Origin of the sequence: Streptomyces sp. L7, from assembly GCF_050990935.1 — a bacterium.
Lineage (GTDB): Bacteria > Actinomycetota > Actinomycetes > Actinomycetales > Microbacteriaceae > Leifsonia.
Genome location: NZ_CP194644.1, coordinates 3,701,779 through 3,719,231, shown reverse-complemented (window position 1 = coordinate 3,719,231; position 17,453 = coordinate 3,701,779). Strand labels below are relative to the sequence as shown.

Below are 17,453 nucleotides of genomic sequence, written 5' to 3'. Positions count from 1 at the left end.
GTTCGCGTCGGCGGTACTCCTTGCACCGCCACCGGGCAAACGGACGCCTCTTCTTTCGACGCAGGAAGACCCTCACAGTTGACAGGCAGGGTGTGCTCGCGAGCTCAATAGCCGCGTTAGCGCAAAGTGCCATGGGGCCGAGCGCAGACCGCGGCTGGCGGCGGGGGCCGCCTCCGCCGGTTGCGGCCGCGCGCTTCCGGACCTTACCGGTCCAGGGTCGCGTTGTACGGCTCGAGCACCTCGACGACCTTGGGGTCGCCCTCGTCTGCGCCGTAGTCGGCGTGTCTCGTGCGGTCGACGCCGTCCGGCACCCGGACGGCCCGGAAGATCAGGGTCAGGATCACGGAGACGATCGCGTTGATGACGAACGCCGAGATGGCGATGTAGACCGGCACGGTGGTGAACGGGAACGGGGCGATCGACCCGCCGAAGTGCGCGTGCGTCACCGGGTTCACTACGTTGTACGCGGCGATCGTCCCGTAGAGGATGCCGACCGCCCAGCCGGCGAACAGTGCCCACCTGTGGAACCAGCGCGTGTACAGGCCCGCCACGATCGCCGGGAAGGTCTGCAGGATCCACACGCCCCCGAGCAGCTGCATGTTGATCGCGGCCGACTGGTCCATCAGGATCACGAACAGCAGGGCGCCGAACTTCACCACGAGGGAGACGAACTTCGACACCTTCGCTTCTTGGGCAGGTGACGCGTTCGGCTTGAACAGGTCCCGGTAGATGTTGCGGGTGAACAGGTTGGAGGCGGCGATCGACATGATCGCAGCCGGCACCAGGGCGCCGACGGCGATGGCGGCGAGCGCTACACCGGCGAACCACGACGGGAAGTTGTCGATGAAGAGCTGCGGGACCACCAGTTGCGGGTTGACGACCCCGTCGAGTCCGATCGGCTTCGTGCCCGCCTTGATCGCCACGTACCCGAGGAGTGCGAGGAATCCGAGCATCAGCGAGTAGATCGGCAGCACCACTGCGTTGCGCCGGATGGTGTTGCGGCTCTTCGTGGACAGCACACCGGTCACCGAGTGCGGGTACATGAACAGCGCCATGGCCGACCCGAGCGCGAGCGTCCAATAGGCGTTGAAGCTCGCGGCCCCGGGGATCACCGAACCGACTGGGAGGTTCGTCGCCGGGTTGATCGCCGTCATCTTCGTGGTGGCGGCCTTGAAGATCCCGTCCCATCCTCCGAACTGGGTGGGCAGCCAGATGATCGCGACGATGACTGCGATGTAGATCAGGAGGTCTTTGACCACCGCGATCGCCGCCGGCGCGCGCAGCCCGGCCGTATAGGTATAGGCGGCGAGGACGACGAACGCGATGATCAGCGGCAGGTCCTGGGTGAACGCATTGGCGCCGCTGCCAAGACCGAGGACGGTCAGCACCGCCTTGATACCCACCAGCTGGAGAGCGATGTACGGCATCGTCGCGACAATCCCGGTCACGGCGATGGCTGTCGAGAGCGTCTTGCTCCCGTAACGTCCCCCGACGAAGTCCGCAGGCGTGACGTAGCCGTGGCGGTGCGACACCGACCAGAGCCGCGCCATCAGGAGGAAGACGATCGGGTACAGCACCACCGTGTACGGCACGGCGAAGAAACCGCTGACCGCACCCGTGCTCCACATGGCTGCCGGAACGGCGATGAACGTATACGCCGTATACAGGTCGCCGCCAAGCAGGAACCAGGTGATCCAACTCCCGAACCCGCGCCCGCCGAGACCCCATTGGTCGAGGGTGCGCAGACCACGCTCCTCCGGAGTGACCCGCCAGCGCGCCGCGACGAAGCCCATGATCGCGACGATCACGAAGATGATGATGACGACGGTGAGCGCCACACCGTTCACGGGCCGGGCGCCCGACGCCGCTGCGGCGATCATTCCTCCACCTCCGGAGGCCGGACCGCAGCCCGGCGTCGCCGATCCTCACGGACGATCAGGGCGTAGCAGATCCAGAGCAGCCCGGAGTCGATCAGCACCCACAGCATCTGATACCAGTAGAAGAACGGGATGCCGCCGAGCGCCGGCTCGCTACGCGCGTAGATCGGCACCAGCAAGGGCAACACGATCGCGATCACGAGCAGCACACCCGAAATCACATAGGGCAGAGGGCGCGCAGGCCCCCGTGTCGGAACTCCAGGCGATGACATCGGCGTCTCCTCACCTCGAAGCGTCCCCCCAGCAGCCCGCTGGGCCATTGGGAGGCCGCCAGAACGGCTTCTTTGCCGGATACGCTACACCGGTCTTTGCGTAAGTGCAGGTAATTCGGGAAGGCGTGTGCTGCACGTCACGGCCACGGTATCGTGACAGCGCCGCCAGGTTGTCACGGTGCGACTCTTCGTGAGCCTGCGCCAAAGGGCTGTGCGTCCCGGAGGATCTGCTTGATCGCCCGCTCAGGGCTGAGATGCTGATAGGACAGGGCGCAACAAACTCGATGGGATCATGCGGGCTCAAATGCGCCGACATCGAGACGTAGCCGTCGTTATCGGCGCGAGCCAGAAATGCTTCGCGCGGGACTTTATCCCACGGGATAATGGGCGCATGCCCCGACGAAGACCCCGCCGTGCGATGGGCGATTCGTCGAGGCGGCCCGTCTTCTCGGTGCGGGCGCGGATCGTGGTGGCGATCGTCCTTGCTGCGGGGATTGGTTTGGCGGTGGCAGGGGTGGCGACCTACTTCGTCCAGCGTCAGCAGGCGTTGGCGCAGGTGGACAGCGACCTGATCCGCAACCTCGATCAAGTGAAGGCGATCGCCGCCCAGGCGCAGCCGGCCGCGCAGCAGAGTGTGGATGTGCTGCTGCGATCGCTCATCCAGCAGGTCGTTCCCGCCCCCTCCGAGAGCGCGCTGGGGATTGTCGCCGGTCAGGCCGCGTACGTTCCGGGCGGCGAACTGCCGTTCCGGCTCGACCGGGACCCCGGGCTCGTCGAACGGTTCGCACGCGAGGCCGATTCGAACTTTGTGGTGATGGGCACGGCCGCGTCGGATCGGGGCACGCTGCGCTACGCGATCATCCCGGTGACGGTGAAGGGGGATCCGACGCAGGGGTTGTACGTCGCGGCGTACGACCTCGACACCGTCCTCACCGCGATCGCGAGCCCGTTCCGCACCTACGCGATCGTCGCGGCGTGCGCGCTCGCCCTGACCGGTCTCGTCGCGTGGTTCGTCGCAGGACGTCTGCTGCGCCCGGTCCGTCACCTGCGCGAGGCCGCGGACCGCCTCTCGGCGACCGAGCTCGGCCAGCGCATCCCGGTCCGCGGCGGCGACGATCTCTCCCTCCTGGCCGCGGGCTTCAACCGGATGTCCGACCGGTTGGAGGAGTCGTTCGCCTCGCAACGCCAGCTCTTGGACGACGTGGGCCACGAACTGAAGACGCCCCTCACGATCGTCCGCGGGCATCTCGAGCTGCTGGACCCGACGGACCCGGCGGAAGTGCGCGCCGTGCAGCAGCTCGCCGTCGACGAGCTCGACCGGATGGACGAGCTCGTTGCACAGATCACGCTGCTCGCCGAGTCCCGCGGCCCCGGTTTCGTCGACCCGGCCCCGGCCGACCTCGCCGACCTGACCCGGGCGGTCGCCGCTAAAGCCGCCGCCCTTGCCCCTGACCGTCCGTGGACGACCGAACAGGTGGCCGAAGGCATCGGTGCGCTCGACGTGCGCCGTATCACGCAGGCGTGGCTCCAGCTCGCCGAGAACGCCGTCAAGTACTCCACACTCGGCGGCGCTATCCGGCTGGGAAGCGAGCGGATCCAGGGACGCGCGGGAATCCTGTTCCGCGCCTGGGTGCGCGACGACGGGCCGGGAATCCCCGAAGCCGATCGAGCCCGCATCTTCGAGCGGTTCCAGCGCGGTGACGGCACACGTGGAACGTCCGGGTCCGGCCTCGGCCTCGCCATCGTCACCGCGATCGCGCACGCGCACGGCGGCGCCGTCGACCTGACGAGCTCCCCCGACGGCTCGACCTTCACGCTGACCGTTCTGTGCGGACGCGCCGAGGACATCGCGCCCGCGCCACACCGACACGAACCCCTCACGGAGGAGACGATATGAGCCGCGTCCTGGTGGCCGAGGACGAACCCCGGATCGCGTCCTTCGTGGAGAAGGGGCTGCGATCGGCCGGCTACACCGTGACCACCGTCACCGATGGCCTCTCCGCTCTCGACGAGGTGCGGACCGGGGCACACGATCTGCTGGTCCTCGACCTCGGACTTCCCGGCCTGGACGGCTTCGGCGTTCTGGAAGCGGTGCGCGGCGAAGGACACCCCGTGGTCGTCATCGTCCTAACCGCCCGCACGAGCGGCCGGGATGTCGTGAGCATCCTGGACGGCGGCGCCGACGACTATCTGGCCAAACCATTCCGGTTCGACGAACTGCTGGCACGCATCCGACTGCACTTGAAAACCCCGCGCCCGGAAGCCCCCGACGTGCTGCGGGCCGGCGACCTCGAGCTGGATCTGCGCACCCGCCGCATCACGGCCGCGGGAACCACGCAGGACCTGTCGGCGCGGGAGTTCGCCCTCGCGCAGGAGCTGCTCTCCCACGCCGGTCAGGTGCTGAGCCGCGAGCAGTTGCTCAGCCGGGTGTGGGGACTCGACTTCGATCCCGGATCGAATGTCGTCGACGTCTACGTGCGGTACCTCCGCGGCAAGATCGGCGCCGAACGCATCGAGACCGTCCGCGGGATGGGCTACCGTCTGACGACCTGAGCGGCCGCGCCCCACAGCCGCGCAACCCACGCACAGAAAAGGGGGCGAGAAGGCACCCGAGCCTTTCTCGCCCCCTTTCCCAGCAGTGGGGTCAGTGACCGGCGGTCACCGAGGCGGTGCCGCGCACGTCGACGGCAGCCGGCGGGGTGACCACCGTGGCAGTGCTCGTGCCGGTGGCGTTCAGCCCGGACGTACCGGCAGCGGCGGCCGCCTCACCCGAACCGGCCACCGAACCGGACGTGCCCGAGGCAGTGCCACCGGTGCTCGCCGAGCCGCTCGCGGTTCCGGCGACGGACGGGATGTTGGTGGGGAGCGCCGAGGGAGCCGCCGACGCCTGGGCGACGGCCTTCGAGACCTCGCCGCGGACGGTGTCCGCCTTCTGCTCTGCAGCGGTCTTCGCCGTATCCACCGAGTGCGTGGCGGTGCCGGTGACACCATGGGCGGCGATCGTGGTGCCCGCCTGGTCCTGAACCGAGAAAGCTCCCGTCGCGGCGAACGCGCCCGCGGTCGCGAGGCCGGCGCTGAGAACGCCAGTGGTGCTGGCGACGATGATCTTCGTGAGCGTCTTCATTTCGGTGGGGAGTGCCTTTCGTTGTCCTCGGGCTCTGTTCGGCCCAAGAAGAATCTGCCGGTCACCGATGAGACCAGGAGGAGACCGGAATGAGAACAATCTCATCCCAGGATAGGCCGCCATCCGACCTCGGGAGCTCAGTTCCCCTTCGTGCACGGAAACCGATGCAAACTGCCAGCGTCACATGCCAGGAAAGTATTTTTTTGCAACCGCCAAAGACGAGGTCACCCGACTCGGCGCGCAGGTCTCAATCGCCGCGGTCGACGAGGGCGGCAACCTCGTAGCATTCCTCCGAATGGACGGTGCCGAGATCGCCGGACCCAGCCTGGCAGTGCATAAGGCTTACACCGTGTGCTAGCAGAGCCCGTACCGACGGGCTGGCCCGCATGACGGTCCCGGGCGCGCCCCTCTTCGGCCTTCATTCCAGCGGCGGCCGCTTCATCATCTTCGGAACGGTGACTCCCGTCCGCCTCGAGGGCCACGTTATCGCCGCTATCGGGGTGAGCGGCGGTACCGTGAAAAGAGGACAATCGTGCGCGAGCGCCAGCAAGGATCGCGCCGAGCTTCTTCTCTGCGGCACTGAATAGGGCGACGCCCGAAGAGATCTGAGCGATATTCTTCCCACCCCGCGTCGTCGTGCTGACAAACCACACACCGCCGTCAAACGAGCCCTCCCGTTGCATACTCGAAAGGCGAGGGCAAGACGGGTTGCGGGTCGCGACGTGCCCCGCGGCGGACCAACGCCGGAAGGGGACCTCCCGCTGGACTTGGTGGCTCCGCCTGTCGATCAACGCGACGCCGCAGGTCAAGGACGTGGCCGCCGAGCTCGGCGTCACGCACGCGGCCGTGTCGCTGGCGCGGAACGAGGCGATGAAGCTGCTGCACGAGGGCTGGCTGCTGCACTTCGACCGCGACGCCGGTGTGCTCCCACTGCCCGACCGGAACCCCCGGACGAAGCGGTCGGCCTACCTCGCCAAGCTCGCGGAGTTCACCGCGCACCCGCCGCGGTCACGGAGCGGGTCACCGCCTGATCCGTCTCAGAGGACGGTGTCGATCAACCGTGCGGTCTGCTCGGTGTGATCGATCTCGCCGTTCGCGCGGTAGGTGGCGTTCGCCTGGGCCCGGACCTCGCGGATCTCGGTGATGACGTCGACCAGGGCACGCAGGTGGTCGGTGAAGATCTCGGCCCACATCGGGTTCGGCGCCCCCTCGGCGAGGTCGCGCAGGAGCGCGCCGCGAGGCAGGCCCCAGGACTCGCCGAGGCTCGAGATCGCGACGGCGGTCGAGAGGCTGGACTTATTCAGGCGTTCGGTCACCACTTCGATCTCGCGGGAGGCGTGCGCGAGCCACCGGGTCATCCCGGCCGAGCGCAGCAGCCGCTCCTCCTCGTACTTGAACAGCAGCATCTCCAGGAGCTCCCGCTGCCGCCAGAGCTGGGCCGTCAGCTCGTTGGCCTCGTTCATCGTCATCGGCAGTTCCATTCGTGAGGCGCACGTCGGGTGGTCGGCCCGGGCGGGGCCGCGTTGCATACACAATACGTGCCGTCCCGGCGTGAGCCGAGTGCGGCGTGTGGGGCCGTTGGCGTCAGGGGAAAGGCGCGCGTCACGACTGTTGATTTCAGTTCAAGCGTGGCCTTGACTTCGGCCCGGACCCGGCGTCGGAACGGCGTCGGGCACTCTCGGATTCGAGGTCGGTGTAACCGATAACACCGTCAAGCGGACCGGGTAACGGCGTTCGTGGTCCGGGCGGCCCACTCCGAGGCCACGATGCCGAAGAGATCGTGTCGTGGGCCCCACCCAAGTTCCGACCGGGCGCGCGACACGTCAGCCACAACCGACGCCGGATCACCGGGGCGCCTGGACACCATCCGAAATGCGACAGGACGGCAGCTCACCAGCTGGACAGCGTCCACCACTTCGCGAACGCTCGACCCGGCCCCCCGCCGATGTTGTAGACCCGATGGGGTTCCCGTGCGTTGCGCAGACGGTCAAGGACCGCCAGATGCGCAGCTGCCACATCGGCCACGTGAACGTAGTCTCGTACACAGGTGCCGTCAGGAGTCGGGAAGTCGTCGCCAAAGATCTCCACGGCAGACCCGCGCTGCGCGGCGTCCACCACGAGCGGGATGAGATTGGTCAAGCCGCGGTCGGCCAACGCACGGTCTCCGGCTCCGGCGACGTTGAAGTACCGCAGGCTCGCTGCCCGGAGACCGTACGCCGCGGCAGAGTCGCCGAGCACCCACTCCCCGACGAGCTTCGAGCGCCCATACGGATTAATCGGGTTCGTCGGGGCGTCCTCCGTGAGGGGCGCCTCACCGCTCTCGCCGTAGACCGCGGCCGTCGACGACAACACGACCTGCCTCACTCCGGCCGCCGCCATCGCCGCGGCAACATTAACCACCCCATCGATATTGTGCGAGTAGTACAGCAGCGGCTCGCGAGTCGACTCGCCGACAGCCTTCCTGGCCGCTAGGTGGATGACACCATCCACCTGCTTCTCAAGCATCAACTCCGAGAGCGCACCGACGGCTTCGGCCGAGGTCACGTCGATGCGGTGGAGTGGGAGGCGACCGAGCCGCTGGGACGACCCCGTCGAGAGGTCGTCAACCGCGACCACCGATTCGCCGCGCTCGACGAGAGCGTGAGCGATGTGGGAACCGATGTAGCCCGCCGCTCCGACCACCAGAATAGGCATCGCCCAAGGCTAGCAGCCGAAGCAGCGGAGGGTTGCCGGTGTCAATGGCCCGTCGTGCCGCACGTCACGGGGAGAACAGCGGCAGGGTGGAGGTCGATCACCGGCGTCTGGGTCAGAACCGGATGCCCGGTGGACCGCCCTGCGCTCAGGAAGTGAAGCGTCACCACGCTCGATTGACCAGGGGCGAGCTGCGTCTCATACGTTCCGACCGGGTACCCGGTATCTGTGGTCGAGTGCACGGGAGCATCCGCTCCACGTGCCGTAGACCCGGTGAACAGGCTCCCGGGCGGCGCATACACCGAGACGCTGGTACGGACGCTCCCAGGGGGCACGCCGTAGTCGCCGCCTCCACTGACGTACGCGGGCAACGTGGACGCCGCGTTCGCCGGCGCTGTACTCGTCAACGTGACCTGGACCGACCACGTCGCCCGGCCGTCCTTGCGGCAAACCGCCTGGCCGATGGCCGTCTTGACGTCAAGATAATAGTCCATCTTCGCACCGGTCGCGTCGTTGAGGTACACCCCGAAGGCGGGCTTCGCCGGAGTGCTGACAGGCAGCGTTCCGCTGAGAGTCGTCGTCCCGAGCACCTTCTGCTGAGCCGCGTCGGCGCTCCAGATCAGGACACGCCGCTCAGAGGCCGCACGCGCGAGCGCGGCGATCATCGCCTTCGGGTCGAACGCGCCGCTCGCGATCTTGTGGAACACCGCTGCCGCCGCCGAGGCGAAGAAGGCGTCCTTCTGCGCGACGCTCGGATACCGGGCATACGTGTCGCTCAGCAGCAGCTTTACCGCATTGGCGCTGGTGAGGGCATCGCCTGAGTCAAGGGAGATCGGGCCAGTCGCCGACAGGAGGTAGCTGAGCGCCACCGGATCGATCGAGATGACGCCGTCGGCGGTCACGCCGTACTGCCGCTTCCAGAACTCGCGGGCGAGTTGGGCGCTGAGCGGGAACTGGGGCGTGAGCGTCACGTCCTGCATGTACCGGCCGGTGATCTCGCCGTACAGTCCCTGGGTCTCGACCGGCAGCGGGAGCACGGACGATGCGGCCATCGGAAAGCTGGAGCCGCTCGTCTGGTCGAGGAGCGAGAGCCGGCCCTTCTCGGCGTGGACCAGGGCGACCGCACCGGGGATCCCGCCACCGGCACGCAGCTCCGCATTGTTCTGGAACAGGACCACATAGGTCTTCGGGCCGGCCGATCCGATCATCACCGGCAGCAGACGCACGGTGTTGTCGGCAGCTGAGGCCTGCTCGGCCGCCTTGCCGAGCACATCGACCAGCTTGGCGACGGCAGCGTCGACCTGGCTGACGGTCCGCGTGGTGTCGATCCGCCTCGCGTGCGCGAGCGCGTCCTCGAGGGCGGACACCGATGAGGTGACGACGGGTTGCGCCGCGACGAGCGGCTGCACGTCGACCGATCCGCCGACCGGCTTGAAGTGTGAGAGCGCAACCTTCCCGGCGACATCGGCGAGCGGGACGACGGCGTGATCGGAGACATCGCTGAGCACCATGGACACCTGCCGCACAGCAGTCAGGTTGGGACCTGCGAGCGGGATCAGCTCCGTCAGCCGCCACACGGGGTCGCCCGTGAGGTCCCGGGCCGAGTCCGCGTGCTGCTGGAGCGTCTTCGCCGACGCGCGGGCACCCGCGACGTCGTCCCTGACGAGCTGCCGCCGCAAGGTGTTCGCGAGGGACACCGACGCATCCAGGTCGGCCTTCGCCATCATCCCCCGCACTCCCACCCAGGCGATGACGAACACCAGGGCCAGAATGAGCCCGAGCAGGCACCAGCGGACGATCACCCACCCGCTCGCACGGCGGCGCGGGGGCACGGAATGACTGGCCGGCATGGTGTCAGCCGATCGCGGCCGTGACCAGGCGCGGAAGGTCAGCGGCGGAGGGTGCGCTCATTGTCCCGGTACCAGTCGATCGTGGAACGCAGGCCTTCCTCGAGCCCGATCTGCGACGTCCAGCCGGCGTCGGCGAGCTTGGTCACGTCGAGGAGCTTCTGCGGTGTTCCGTCAGGCTTGGAGGAGTCCCAGTGCGTCTCGCCAACGAAGCCGACCAGGCGTGCGATCGTCTCGGCGATCTCGCGGATGGTCATGTCCGTACCGGTGCCGACGTTGACCTGATCCGGGCCGTCGTAGTTCTCGAGCAGGTGCAGGCAGGCCGCCGCGAGGTCGTCCACGTGGAGGAACTCGCGGCGCGGCGTGCCGGTGCCCCAGTTGGTGACGGATCCGGCGCCGGCCGCTTGGGCTTCGTCGTAGCGACGGATGAGCGCAGGGAGCACGTGCGAGCCGGTGGGCGAGAAGTTGTCGCCCGGGCCGTAGAGGTTAGTCGGCATCGCCGAGATCCACGACAGGCCATGCTGGCGGCGCACCGACTGCACCTGGAGGATGCCCGCGATCTTCGCGATGGCGTACGCGTCGTTCGTCGGCTCGAGGTGGCCGTTGAGCAGGGAGTCCTCGCGGATCGGCTGTGGAGCGAACTTGGGGTAGATGCACGACGAGCCGAGGAACAGCAGGCGCTGAACACCGGCCTCGACGGCCGCGTCCATCACGTTGACCTGGATCTGCAGGTTCTCGCTCAGGAAGTCGGCCGGGTACGTGTTGTTGGCCAGGATGCCACCGACCTTGGCTGCGGCGAGGGCGACATAGCGCGGGTTCGTCTCACGGAAGAACGCGAAGACCGCGTCGCGGTCGCGCAGATCGAGCTCGGACGACGAGCGGCCGACCAATCCGGAGAAGCCTGCTGCCTCAAAGTTGCGCCACAGTGCCGAGCCCACGAGACCGCGGTGACCGGCGATGTAGAAGGTCGCGTCGCGGTCCAGCGGCGCCGGACGGAACCCCTCCTCTGCCACGTCAGGCCGCCCAACTGTCGAGCTCGACCCGGTCGATCCAGCCGGTTCCCGGCTGCCCAAGCGCTTCGATGTCTGCCTCGACCATGATGCGGGCGAGCTGCCCGGCGTCGACCGTGGGCTCCCAGCCGAGAACGCGCTTCGCCTTGGAGGCATCGCCGATCAGGGCGTCGACCTCGGTCGGGCGCAGGTAGCGATCGTCGAATCTGACGTGGTCCTCCCAGTTGAGGCCGGCGTGCGAGAACGCGGTCTCCAGGAATTCGCGGACGGTGTACTTCACACCGGTGGCCAGGACGAAGTCGTCCGGCTGGTCGGCCTGGAGCATGCGCCACATGCCCTCGACGTACTCGGCGGCGTATCCCCAGTCGCGGATGGCGTCGAGGTTTCCGAGGTAGAGGTGCTCCTGGCGGCCGGCATTGATCTCAGCTATGGCGCGCGTGATCTTGCGGGTCACGAAGGTTTCTCCGCGTCGGGGTGACTCGTGGTTGAAGAGGATGCCGTTGACGGCGAACATCCCGTATGCCTCGCGGTAGTTCCGGGTGATCCAGTAGCTGTACACTTTCGCGGCGCCGTAGGGTGAGCGCGGATAAAACGGCGTGTCCTCATCCTGCGGCGGAGGGGTCGCCCCGAACATCTCGGACGAGGAGGCCTGGTAGAAGCGGGTGTGTATGCCCGAGACACGCACAGCTTCGAGCATCCGCGTCGAACCGATCCCGGTGGTGTCACCGGTGTGCTCAGGCTCGTCGAAGGAGACCCGCACGTGGGACTGGGCGCCGAGGTTATAGACCTCGTCCGGTTTGAGCTCGCTCAGTAGGCTCACGAGCCGCGCGCCGTCGCTCAGGTCGCCGTAGTGCAGGAAGAGCTTCGCCTTCGGGTCATGCGGGTCGCGGTAGAGGTGGTCGATGCGTCCGGTATTGAAGGTCGACGCGCGGCGGATAAGGCCGTGGACTTCGTAACCCTTCTTCAGAAGCAGTTCAGCCAGATAGGACCCGTCCTGCCCGGTGATACCCGTGATGAACGCGCGCTTGCTCAATGACTCCCCCGTCGGGCAAATTGGCGGATACTCAGGCATCATCGTCGGGAAACGGCAAGGCCCGCCAGCCACTCAGCATACCGGGCGATCGCCATTTCGGCCGCGAGGTGCACGTGGCGGAACTCGCGGCCCGCTGCTCCCATCGCGTTGTGTGTCTGCTGTTCGGCCGCTAACTGGAGGGCGGCCTCGACAAGTTCGCGCGGTTTGCCCGGGTCGGCGCGGACGCCTCCGCCCGACGCCGCGATCTCGCTCGCGGTGACGCTGCCACTGTCGGTGGCAGCGAGAACGGGGAGGCCCGTCCCGAAGTACGAGGTGAGTTTGCTCGGCACGGCCATCTCCGCCACCCCCGGCAGTTCGTTGACGAGCAGGATGTCCGCGCTCGCCAGTGTGCGCTGAAACTCCTCGTCGGGGAGCGGGTCGATGAACTCGATGCGCTCGACGCCTTGCGCGAGCCACTCGAGGCGCTCGCGTTGATTGCCGTCGCCGAGCAGGACGAAGCGGAGGTCGACGCCGCGCTCGTCCGCGACCTTCGCGGCGTCGACGACGTTCTCGAGCGCCTGCTTCGCACCCATATTGCCGGCGTGAAGGACGATAACCTCGTCGTTTCGCCAGCCGCGACGGGCGCGGACCTCGTCCCGGCTGTCGTGCACGATCGCAGGCAGGTGCGACCAGTTGCGGATGACGGCCACCCGTTCGGGATCGACCCGCAGGCTCGAGGTCACGACGGTCTTGAAACGCTCGTGGATAACGGCGACACCGTCCGCCGCCTTCAGTGTGCTGGACTCGACAGCAGTCATGGGGCCCACGGCTCTGCGGCCTCCCGCACCGGTCTCGGCGACACCGCGGCTGTAGAGGTCCTGGACCCAGACCCCGATGCCCGGCCGCTTGGGGCTGAGGCGAGCGCGACCCATCGCGACCACCGTGGAGAAGAGCGCAGGCGAAACGAGCAGCACCACATCGGGACGGCCCCACCTCGCGAACAGCAGGCGCACGCCGAAGCTCAACTCGGACAGCAGGCGCGTCATCGCAGTCGGCCTGCGCGGCACGTAGTGCCGCAGGCGCGCGACCGGGACACCGTCGACGCTCTCACGCCGGGTCCACTGACCGAACCCAGGCCAAATCCTCCAGTCTGGGTAATGAGGGTGACCCGTGACGACCCGCACGTCGTAACCCCGCTCCCGCAGCCCTCGGGCGAGCGATGACGTGTACGGCGCGTTTCCCGTCCGCTCAGGGGCATAGTGAAGGCCTAAGATCGTGATGCGAAGCGGCTGCGGGGACACGCTGAAACAGTACCCCAGGTCCGTGCTGACGACAGGGAGCGCGAAATGAACGATCAGGGGCTGGAGCGGCCGAGTCCGGTTCCGGTCATCAGCCTCGCTGCAGCGCCCGGCGAACGTGCACGCTGGGGGCGCCCGGCCTGGGTCGTATACCTGTGGGGGCTCGCGGAGCTCCTGTTCGTGACCAACCCATTACAAGTCTCGTCCCGCCTCCGTGTCGGCGTGCTCCGGCTGTTCGGCGCCGATATCGGCGACGGCGTAGTCTTCCGGCCACGCACGCGCGTCCGGTTCCCGTGGAAGCTGCACATCGGGCGCGACACGTGGATCGGCGAAGGGGTCTGGTTCCACAATCAGGATCACATCTACGTCGGGCACGACGTCGTCATCTCGCAGGAGACCTTTCTGACGACGGGCAGCCACGCGCACCGCCGCGATATGGCACTGCTGACACGACCGATCCGTATCGACGCCGGTGTGTGGATCACCTCGCGCTGTATCGTGCTGGGCGGCACCGACATCGGTCGCTCGGCGCTGGTACGTCCGATGTCGATCGTTTCGGGAACCGTGCCGGCGAACTCCGTCGTCTCAGGCTTAGACAGCACGATCGTGGGCACGCGCTTCGATGAGTCCGCCTCATGAGAATCGCGCACGTCGTCACCTACATCTCGGCGGACGGCGCGTTCGGCGGTCCTGTCGCAGTCGCGATGGCTCAGGCGGAGGAGCTGGCACGGCGCGGGCACACCGTGGAGCTACTGGCCGGCTGGGATGGCGTGGCAACGGTCGACGTCCCCGGTGTGACGGTGCGATTGTTCCCGGTGCGGCGACTCCCGGTCGGCGGCTTCAGCGGCCTGTTCTCGGCCTCCCTGGTGCGGGAGTTCCTGTCGGCCAATCCTTACGACATCGTCCACGTGCATCTCGCACGCGACCTGATCACTCTTCCGGTGGCGCTCCTGGTGCAGCGCCGTCGCCTTCCGTTCGTCGTTCAGCCGCACGGGATGGTGCGGCCCGATCGGCGTCTGAAGGCACGCATTTTCGATGCCCTCGCGACGCGGGCGGTTCTGCGCGCTGCGCGCGTCTCGCTCGCGCTGACGGACGCAGAGGTCGCGGATCTGATCGCCATGACGGGCGGGGGCCCCGGCCCGAGCGCATCGCCAACGGCGTCCCTGCGGCTCCACGTGCGCGCATCCACCGGGCGACCGATGTTCCCGAAGTGCTGTTCCTCGCGCGGCTGCATCCGGGAAAGCGCGTGATGGCGTTCGCGGAGATGGCGCGCGAACTCGTGGCGCGGGGCGCGCGCGCGCACTTCACCGTCATCGGCCCGGATGAGGGCGACCTCGAGACCTTGCGCGCATTCGTCGAATCCGAAGACCTTGCCGGAGCGGTGACCTACGAGGGTGCTCTTCCCCCGGGCCGCGCGCCGGAGCGCCTCGCCCGCGCCGATGTGTACGTCCTTCCGAGCATCGCCGAGGTCTTCCCCATGACCGTGCTCGAGGCCATGGCAGCCGGGGTGCCGGTCGTCCTCACCGCGGGATGCGGCATTTCCGGGGTGCTCGCCGAACGCGAGGCCGCGCTGGTGACCGACGGGAGCCCCGCCGAGCTCGCCGAGGCGGTCGCGCGGCTGCTCGCCGATCACGAGCTCAGGGATACAACGGTCCGCAACGCCGCGCGGGCGGTGGCCGAGGTGTTCAGCATCGAGGCCGTCGGGGAGGCACTACTGAGGCACTACGCGTAAGCGGATCTGCGAATTGGTTCAGGAAGCCTGGACGGCAGCAATGGTTTACCTTTTTGTTTCCTTGCACCCTCTAGGCTTCCGATGATCTGTGCGACGTGCCCCAAGAACGTCGCGTCAACACAGCCGGCCAAATTGCAGGGACACGTGAACACTCAGTCGGAATCGGGAACACTCCGTCGGGTCGTCTGGATGACGAATGTCGCCGCCCCCTACCGGCGGCCGGTGTGGGATGCGCTGGCCGAGTCCACCGAACTCACGGTCCTTCTGCTAGAGAACCAGGCCCGGTTCCGTCGAGGTGGCACCAACCGCGGACGGGAATGGGCGGAATACGACGCCCCTACTTACGAGGTTGCTGAGCTTCCGACGGCGCGTGTCAGCCGTGGTGAAAGCTCGTACTACACGGCGCTGCGCGTCGGTTTCCTCGCGAGGTACCGACCGGATGCCGTGCTGCTGGCGGGGTGGGAATCCCCCGCGTACTGGCAAGCATTGATCTGGTGCAAGCTCCGCGGAGTACGAACCGTCGGCTTCTACGAGTCCACACTCTCGACTCAGCGTCACCGACGCGGGCCGATCGCCGCCACCAGACGACGCTTTTTCAAGCTCCTCGATCGCGTGGTCGTGCCCGGCATAGCAGCGCGCGATGCGGTTCTCGCCATGGGGGTGGACGCGACGCGGATCGATGTCGGGTTTAATGCCGTCGATGTCGAAGGAATCGCCGAGCGAGCGCAAGCTGCTCGGACTGTGTCTCCCCGATCGCCCGATTCGGCTGGCCACCGTTTCCTGTATGTGGGGCAGCTCATCGCGCGAAAAAACGTGCGTGGGCTGATCGAAGCCTTCGCGCGAATCGCCTCGCCGGACGATTCACTCACGATCGCCGGCCTCGGCGACCAGGAGAACGCCCTCCACACCGACGCGGAGCGCTTGAACGTTGCCCAACGCATCCAGTTCACCGGGCACATCCCGTACTCCGAGATCGCTGGCCTCTTCGCCAGACATAACACTTTGACACTCGCCTCGACCGAAGAGGTATGGGGGCTCGTGGCTAATGAGGCGCTGGCCGCCGGGCTGCATGTGGTGATCTCTCGGACCGCTGGCGTCGCGGCATCAGTCGCTGATATGCCGGGTGTCCACATTGTCGACACCAGCGTCGAGTCCTTGGCCGGAGGGATGCAGGCGAGCAAGGACGCTTGGAACGGGCCGATCAGCGACCCGCCGATTCTCGCGATGACTCCACGTAGTTTTGCGACCGTCTTCGAACAGGCCCTGCGCGTGAGTGACCGGTCGATCTCGGCTGACGGAACCAAGTACTGATTGGCATCTACTTAATCTGACCTAACTCCGGCGCTACTAGCGGCTGTAAAGAGCGTACTTTCGCTTCAACGCTGGAAACGCGGCTTATGGCGCGCGGCGATAACGATCAGCGCCGTCGCAACGAATCCTTGCGTCACAAGGGCAGCGACCGCTGCGCCGACCGCACCAAAGAGGCCCGACAAGACTCCGATCAGAACAAGAGCGATCACCACGTTCACGGTCATGATGATCGCGACGATTCGGTCGAGACCGGTGGCCTGAAGAAACACCGCCAACGGCTGATTGAGAATGCCGGGAATCGTAGCGAGCGCCAGGATCTGGAGCACCCCAACAGATCCTGCATATTTGGGGCCGATCAAGACGGGCACCAGATAGGGAGCTAACATCACGACACCCAGACACGTTGCAATTGCGGCGAGCGGAAGCCAGATTGCGGAACGGACATGCGACCAGGCGACATGCCACGTGTTCGACCGTGCGATGTAGGGAGCGGACGCTGATGAGAATGCGCCGACGAGGAGACCCATTGGTTGGGTCCATCGATTCACAGCGCCGTAAACGCCGGCGACAGCCGGCCCGCCAAAGCTTGACATGACCGCAATGTCAAGCGACTGGGCGCTGGTCGACACCCCGTACAGACCGAAGTAGCCTGCACCCGACCATGGGTTCGCCCATAGCCGACCCCGAATCCGCGCTCGTCCCCCCTCGGTGTCAACATCCATCCGACCACCGCTGCGATCAACGAACCCATGACCAGGCTGACCCAGAGCGCTGTGGAGGTGGAGACACCGGCGACGATGAGCGCCGCCATGGCAATCGCTCCGGAAACCCGGTCGCAGAGGACGCTGACCGCCGCCAGATCACCGCGACCCGCGCCTCGAAGCGGAACTTGCGAGGTCTGATTGGCAAGGATCGCGATCGCGATCGGACCAGCTGCCCAGATGAGGCTCCCCGGCGACACGACAAGCCCGATGAGCAACCATACGACGCTGCACACGCCGATCAGCGCGAGCTTGGTGAAAATCCGGGGGCCGAGTCCGGCAGGCGACAGTCGTCCTCGGGCGAGTTCTCGTATCCACAGGGCATTCGTACCGAAATCGGCGAATCCGACGGCAGCCATCCCAATTGAGATCGCGGTCACGACCAGTCCGTACTCGCGGGGCGCGACGCCTCGTGCCGCGGCGATGTACATGGCCGCGGTGATCAGCTGGGCGAGACCAGTCGTGCCGGCGAGCATGATCGCCTGGGTCGCCACCCCCGCTTCGGCTCAAATCGATGA

20 protein-coding genes are annotated in these 17,453 nt (G+C 67.1%); 9 read left to right on the top strand and 11 right to left on the bottom strand.

What is annotated here, in order from left to right:
* Positions 1-203: 203 nt before the first annotated feature.
* Both mctP and ACR5MH_RS18820 read right to left on the bottom strand, forming a co-directional pair.
* Positions 204-1,880 carry a monocarboxylate uptake permease MctP gene (gene mctP, locus ACR5MH_RS18825; RefSeq protein ID WP_431348581.1) on the bottom strand — a complete coding sequence of 559 codons (1,677 nt, stop codon included), beginning with the start codon at positions 1,878-1,880 and terminating at the stop codon, positions 204-206.
* Positions 1,877-2,086: a DUF3311 domain-containing protein gene (locus ACR5MH_RS18820; protein ID WP_431348580.1), complete on the bottom strand. Its 210-nt coding sequence runs from the start codon at positions 2,084-2,086 to the stop codon at positions 1,877-1,879. Before ACR5MH_RS18820 ends, mctP begins: the two co-directional genes overlap by 4 nt.
* A gap of 355 nt (positions 2,087-2,441) precedes the next feature.
* Between ACR5MH_RS18820 and ACR5MH_RS18815 the strand changes: the two genes are divergently transcribed.
* Positions 2,442-4,046: an ATP-binding protein gene (locus ACR5MH_RS18815; RefSeq protein WP_433862054.1), complete on the top strand. Its 1,605-nt coding sequence runs from the start codon at positions 2,442-2,444 to the stop codon at positions 4,044-4,046.
* Positions 4,043-4,702 carry a response regulator transcription factor gene (locus tag ACR5MH_RS18810; RefSeq protein ID WP_431348578.1) on the top strand — a complete coding sequence of 220 codons (660 nt, stop codon included), beginning with the start codon at positions 4,043-4,045 and terminating at the stop codon, positions 4,700-4,702. Before ACR5MH_RS18815 ends, ACR5MH_RS18810 begins: the two co-directional genes overlap by 4 nt.
* A gap of 91 nt (positions 4,703-4,793) precedes the next feature.
* Here the strand turns inward: ACR5MH_RS18810 and ACR5MH_RS18805 are convergent, their stop codons facing one another.
* The gene (locus ACR5MH_RS18805; RefSeq protein WP_431348577.1) at positions 4,794-5,273 is read right to left on the bottom strand and encodes a hypothetical protein; all 480 of its coding nucleotides are present in this window, start codon (positions 5,271-5,273) and stop codon (positions 4,794-4,796) included.
* Positions 5,274-5,457: 184 nt separating this feature from the next.
* On the opposite strand from ACR5MH_RS18805, the gene ACR5MH_RS18800 reads away from it, so the two are divergent.
* From ACR5MH_RS18800 to ACR5MH_RS18790, 3 genes are all read left to right on the top strand, one after another.
* The gene (locus tag ACR5MH_RS18800; protein WP_431348576.1) at positions 5,458-5,631 is read left to right on the top strand and encodes a heme-binding protein; all 174 of its coding nucleotides are present in this window, start codon (positions 5,458-5,460) and stop codon (positions 5,629-5,631) included.
* The gene (locus ACR5MH_RS18795; protein WP_431348575.1) at positions 5,576-5,860 is read left to right on the top strand and encodes a heme-binding protein; all 285 of its coding nucleotides are present in this window, start codon (positions 5,576-5,578) and stop codon (positions 5,858-5,860) included. Before ACR5MH_RS18800 ends, ACR5MH_RS18795 begins: the two co-directional genes overlap by 56 nt.
* Before the next feature lie 226 nt (positions 5,861-6,086).
* On the top strand, positions 6,087-6,353 hold the full coding sequence (locus ACR5MH_RS18790) for a hypothetical protein (RefSeq protein WP_433862053.1): 267 nt from the start codon (positions 6,087-6,089) through the stop codon (positions 6,351-6,353).
* Here the strand turns inward: ACR5MH_RS18790 and ACR5MH_RS18785 are convergent.
* The 6 genes from ACR5MH_RS18785 to ACR5MH_RS18760 form a co-directional block, all read right to left on the bottom strand.
* Entirely contained in the window at positions 6,311-6,742 is a 432-nt protein-coding gene (locus ACR5MH_RS18785; RefSeq protein ID WP_431348573.1) for a flagellar protein FlgN, read from the bottom strand. The genes ACR5MH_RS18790 and ACR5MH_RS18785 overlap by 43 nt on opposite strands.
* Before the next feature lie 421 nt (positions 6,743-7,163).
* Entirely contained in the window at positions 7,164-7,967 is an 804-nt protein-coding gene (gene galE, locus ACR5MH_RS18780; RefSeq protein WP_433862052.1) for a UDP-glucose 4-epimerase GalE, read from the bottom strand.
* Between the two features lie 41 nt (positions 7,968-8,008).
* Entirely contained in the window at positions 8,009-9,814 is a 1,806-nt protein-coding gene (locus ACR5MH_RS18775) for a DUF4012 domain-containing protein (RefSeq protein WP_431348571.1), read from the bottom strand.
* Between the two features lie 38 nt (positions 9,815-9,852).
* Entirely contained in the window at positions 9,853-10,824 is a 972-nt protein-coding gene (locus ACR5MH_RS18770) for a GDP-L-fucose synthase family protein (RefSeq protein WP_431348570.1), read from the bottom strand.
* Between the two features lies 1 nt (position 10,825).
* Complete coding sequence (gene gmd, locus ACR5MH_RS18765) at positions 10,826-11,854, bottom strand: GDP-mannose 4,6-dehydratase (RefSeq protein ID WP_431349462.1); 1,029 nt, start codon at positions 11,852-11,854, stop codon at positions 10,826-10,828.
* Positions 11,855-11,892: 38 nt separating this feature from the next.
* Positions 11,893-13,134 (bottom strand): glycosyltransferase family 4 protein, encoded by a 1,242-nt coding sequence (locus ACR5MH_RS18760; protein WP_431348569.1) that lies wholly within the window; start codon positions 13,132-13,134, stop codon positions 11,893-11,895.
* Between the two features lie 45 nt (positions 13,135-13,179).
* Here ACR5MH_RS18760 and ACR5MH_RS18755 point away from each other — a divergent pair, with 45 nt between their 5' ends.
* From ACR5MH_RS18755 to ACR5MH_RS18740, 4 genes are all read left to right on the top strand, one after another.
* Positions 13,180-13,770, top strand: a complete 591-nt coding sequence (locus ACR5MH_RS18755) for an acetyltransferase (protein WP_121263586.1) — start codon at positions 13,180-13,182, stop codon at positions 13,768-13,770.
* The gene (locus ACR5MH_RS18750) at positions 13,767-14,381 is read left to right on the top strand and encodes a glycosyltransferase (RefSeq protein WP_431348568.1); all 615 of its coding nucleotides are present in this window, start codon (positions 13,767-13,769) and stop codon (positions 14,379-14,381) included. Before ACR5MH_RS18755 ends, ACR5MH_RS18750 begins: the two co-directional genes overlap by 4 nt.
* On the top strand, positions 14,279-14,863 hold the full coding sequence (locus ACR5MH_RS18745) for a glycosyltransferase (protein ID WP_431349461.1): 585 nt from the start codon (positions 14,279-14,281) through the stop codon (positions 14,861-14,863). The genes ACR5MH_RS18750 and ACR5MH_RS18745 overlap by 103 nt, the downstream gene beginning before the upstream one ends.
* 189 nt (positions 14,864-15,052) lie before the next feature.
* Entirely contained in the window at positions 15,053-16,174 is a 1,122-nt protein-coding gene (locus ACR5MH_RS18740; protein ID WP_183080079.1) for a glycosyltransferase family 4 protein, read from the top strand.
* A 65-nt stretch (positions 16,175-16,239) separates the two neighbouring features.
* On the opposite strand, the gene ACR5MH_RS18735 is transcribed toward ACR5MH_RS18740, so the two are convergent.
* Together ACR5MH_RS18735 and ACR5MH_RS18730 are read right to left on the bottom strand one after the other, a co-directional pair.
* Positions 16,240-16,701 (bottom strand): polysaccharide biosynthesis C-terminal domain-containing protein, encoded by a 462-nt coding sequence (locus ACR5MH_RS18735; RefSeq protein ID WP_433862051.1) that lies wholly within the window; start codon positions 16,699-16,701, stop codon positions 16,240-16,242.
* Between the two features lie 17 nt (positions 16,702-16,718).
* Entirely contained in the window at positions 16,719-17,429 is a 711-nt protein-coding gene (locus ACR5MH_RS18730) for a hypothetical protein (RefSeq protein ID WP_431348565.1), read from the bottom strand.
* Positions 17,430-17,453: the final 24 nt, after the last annotated feature.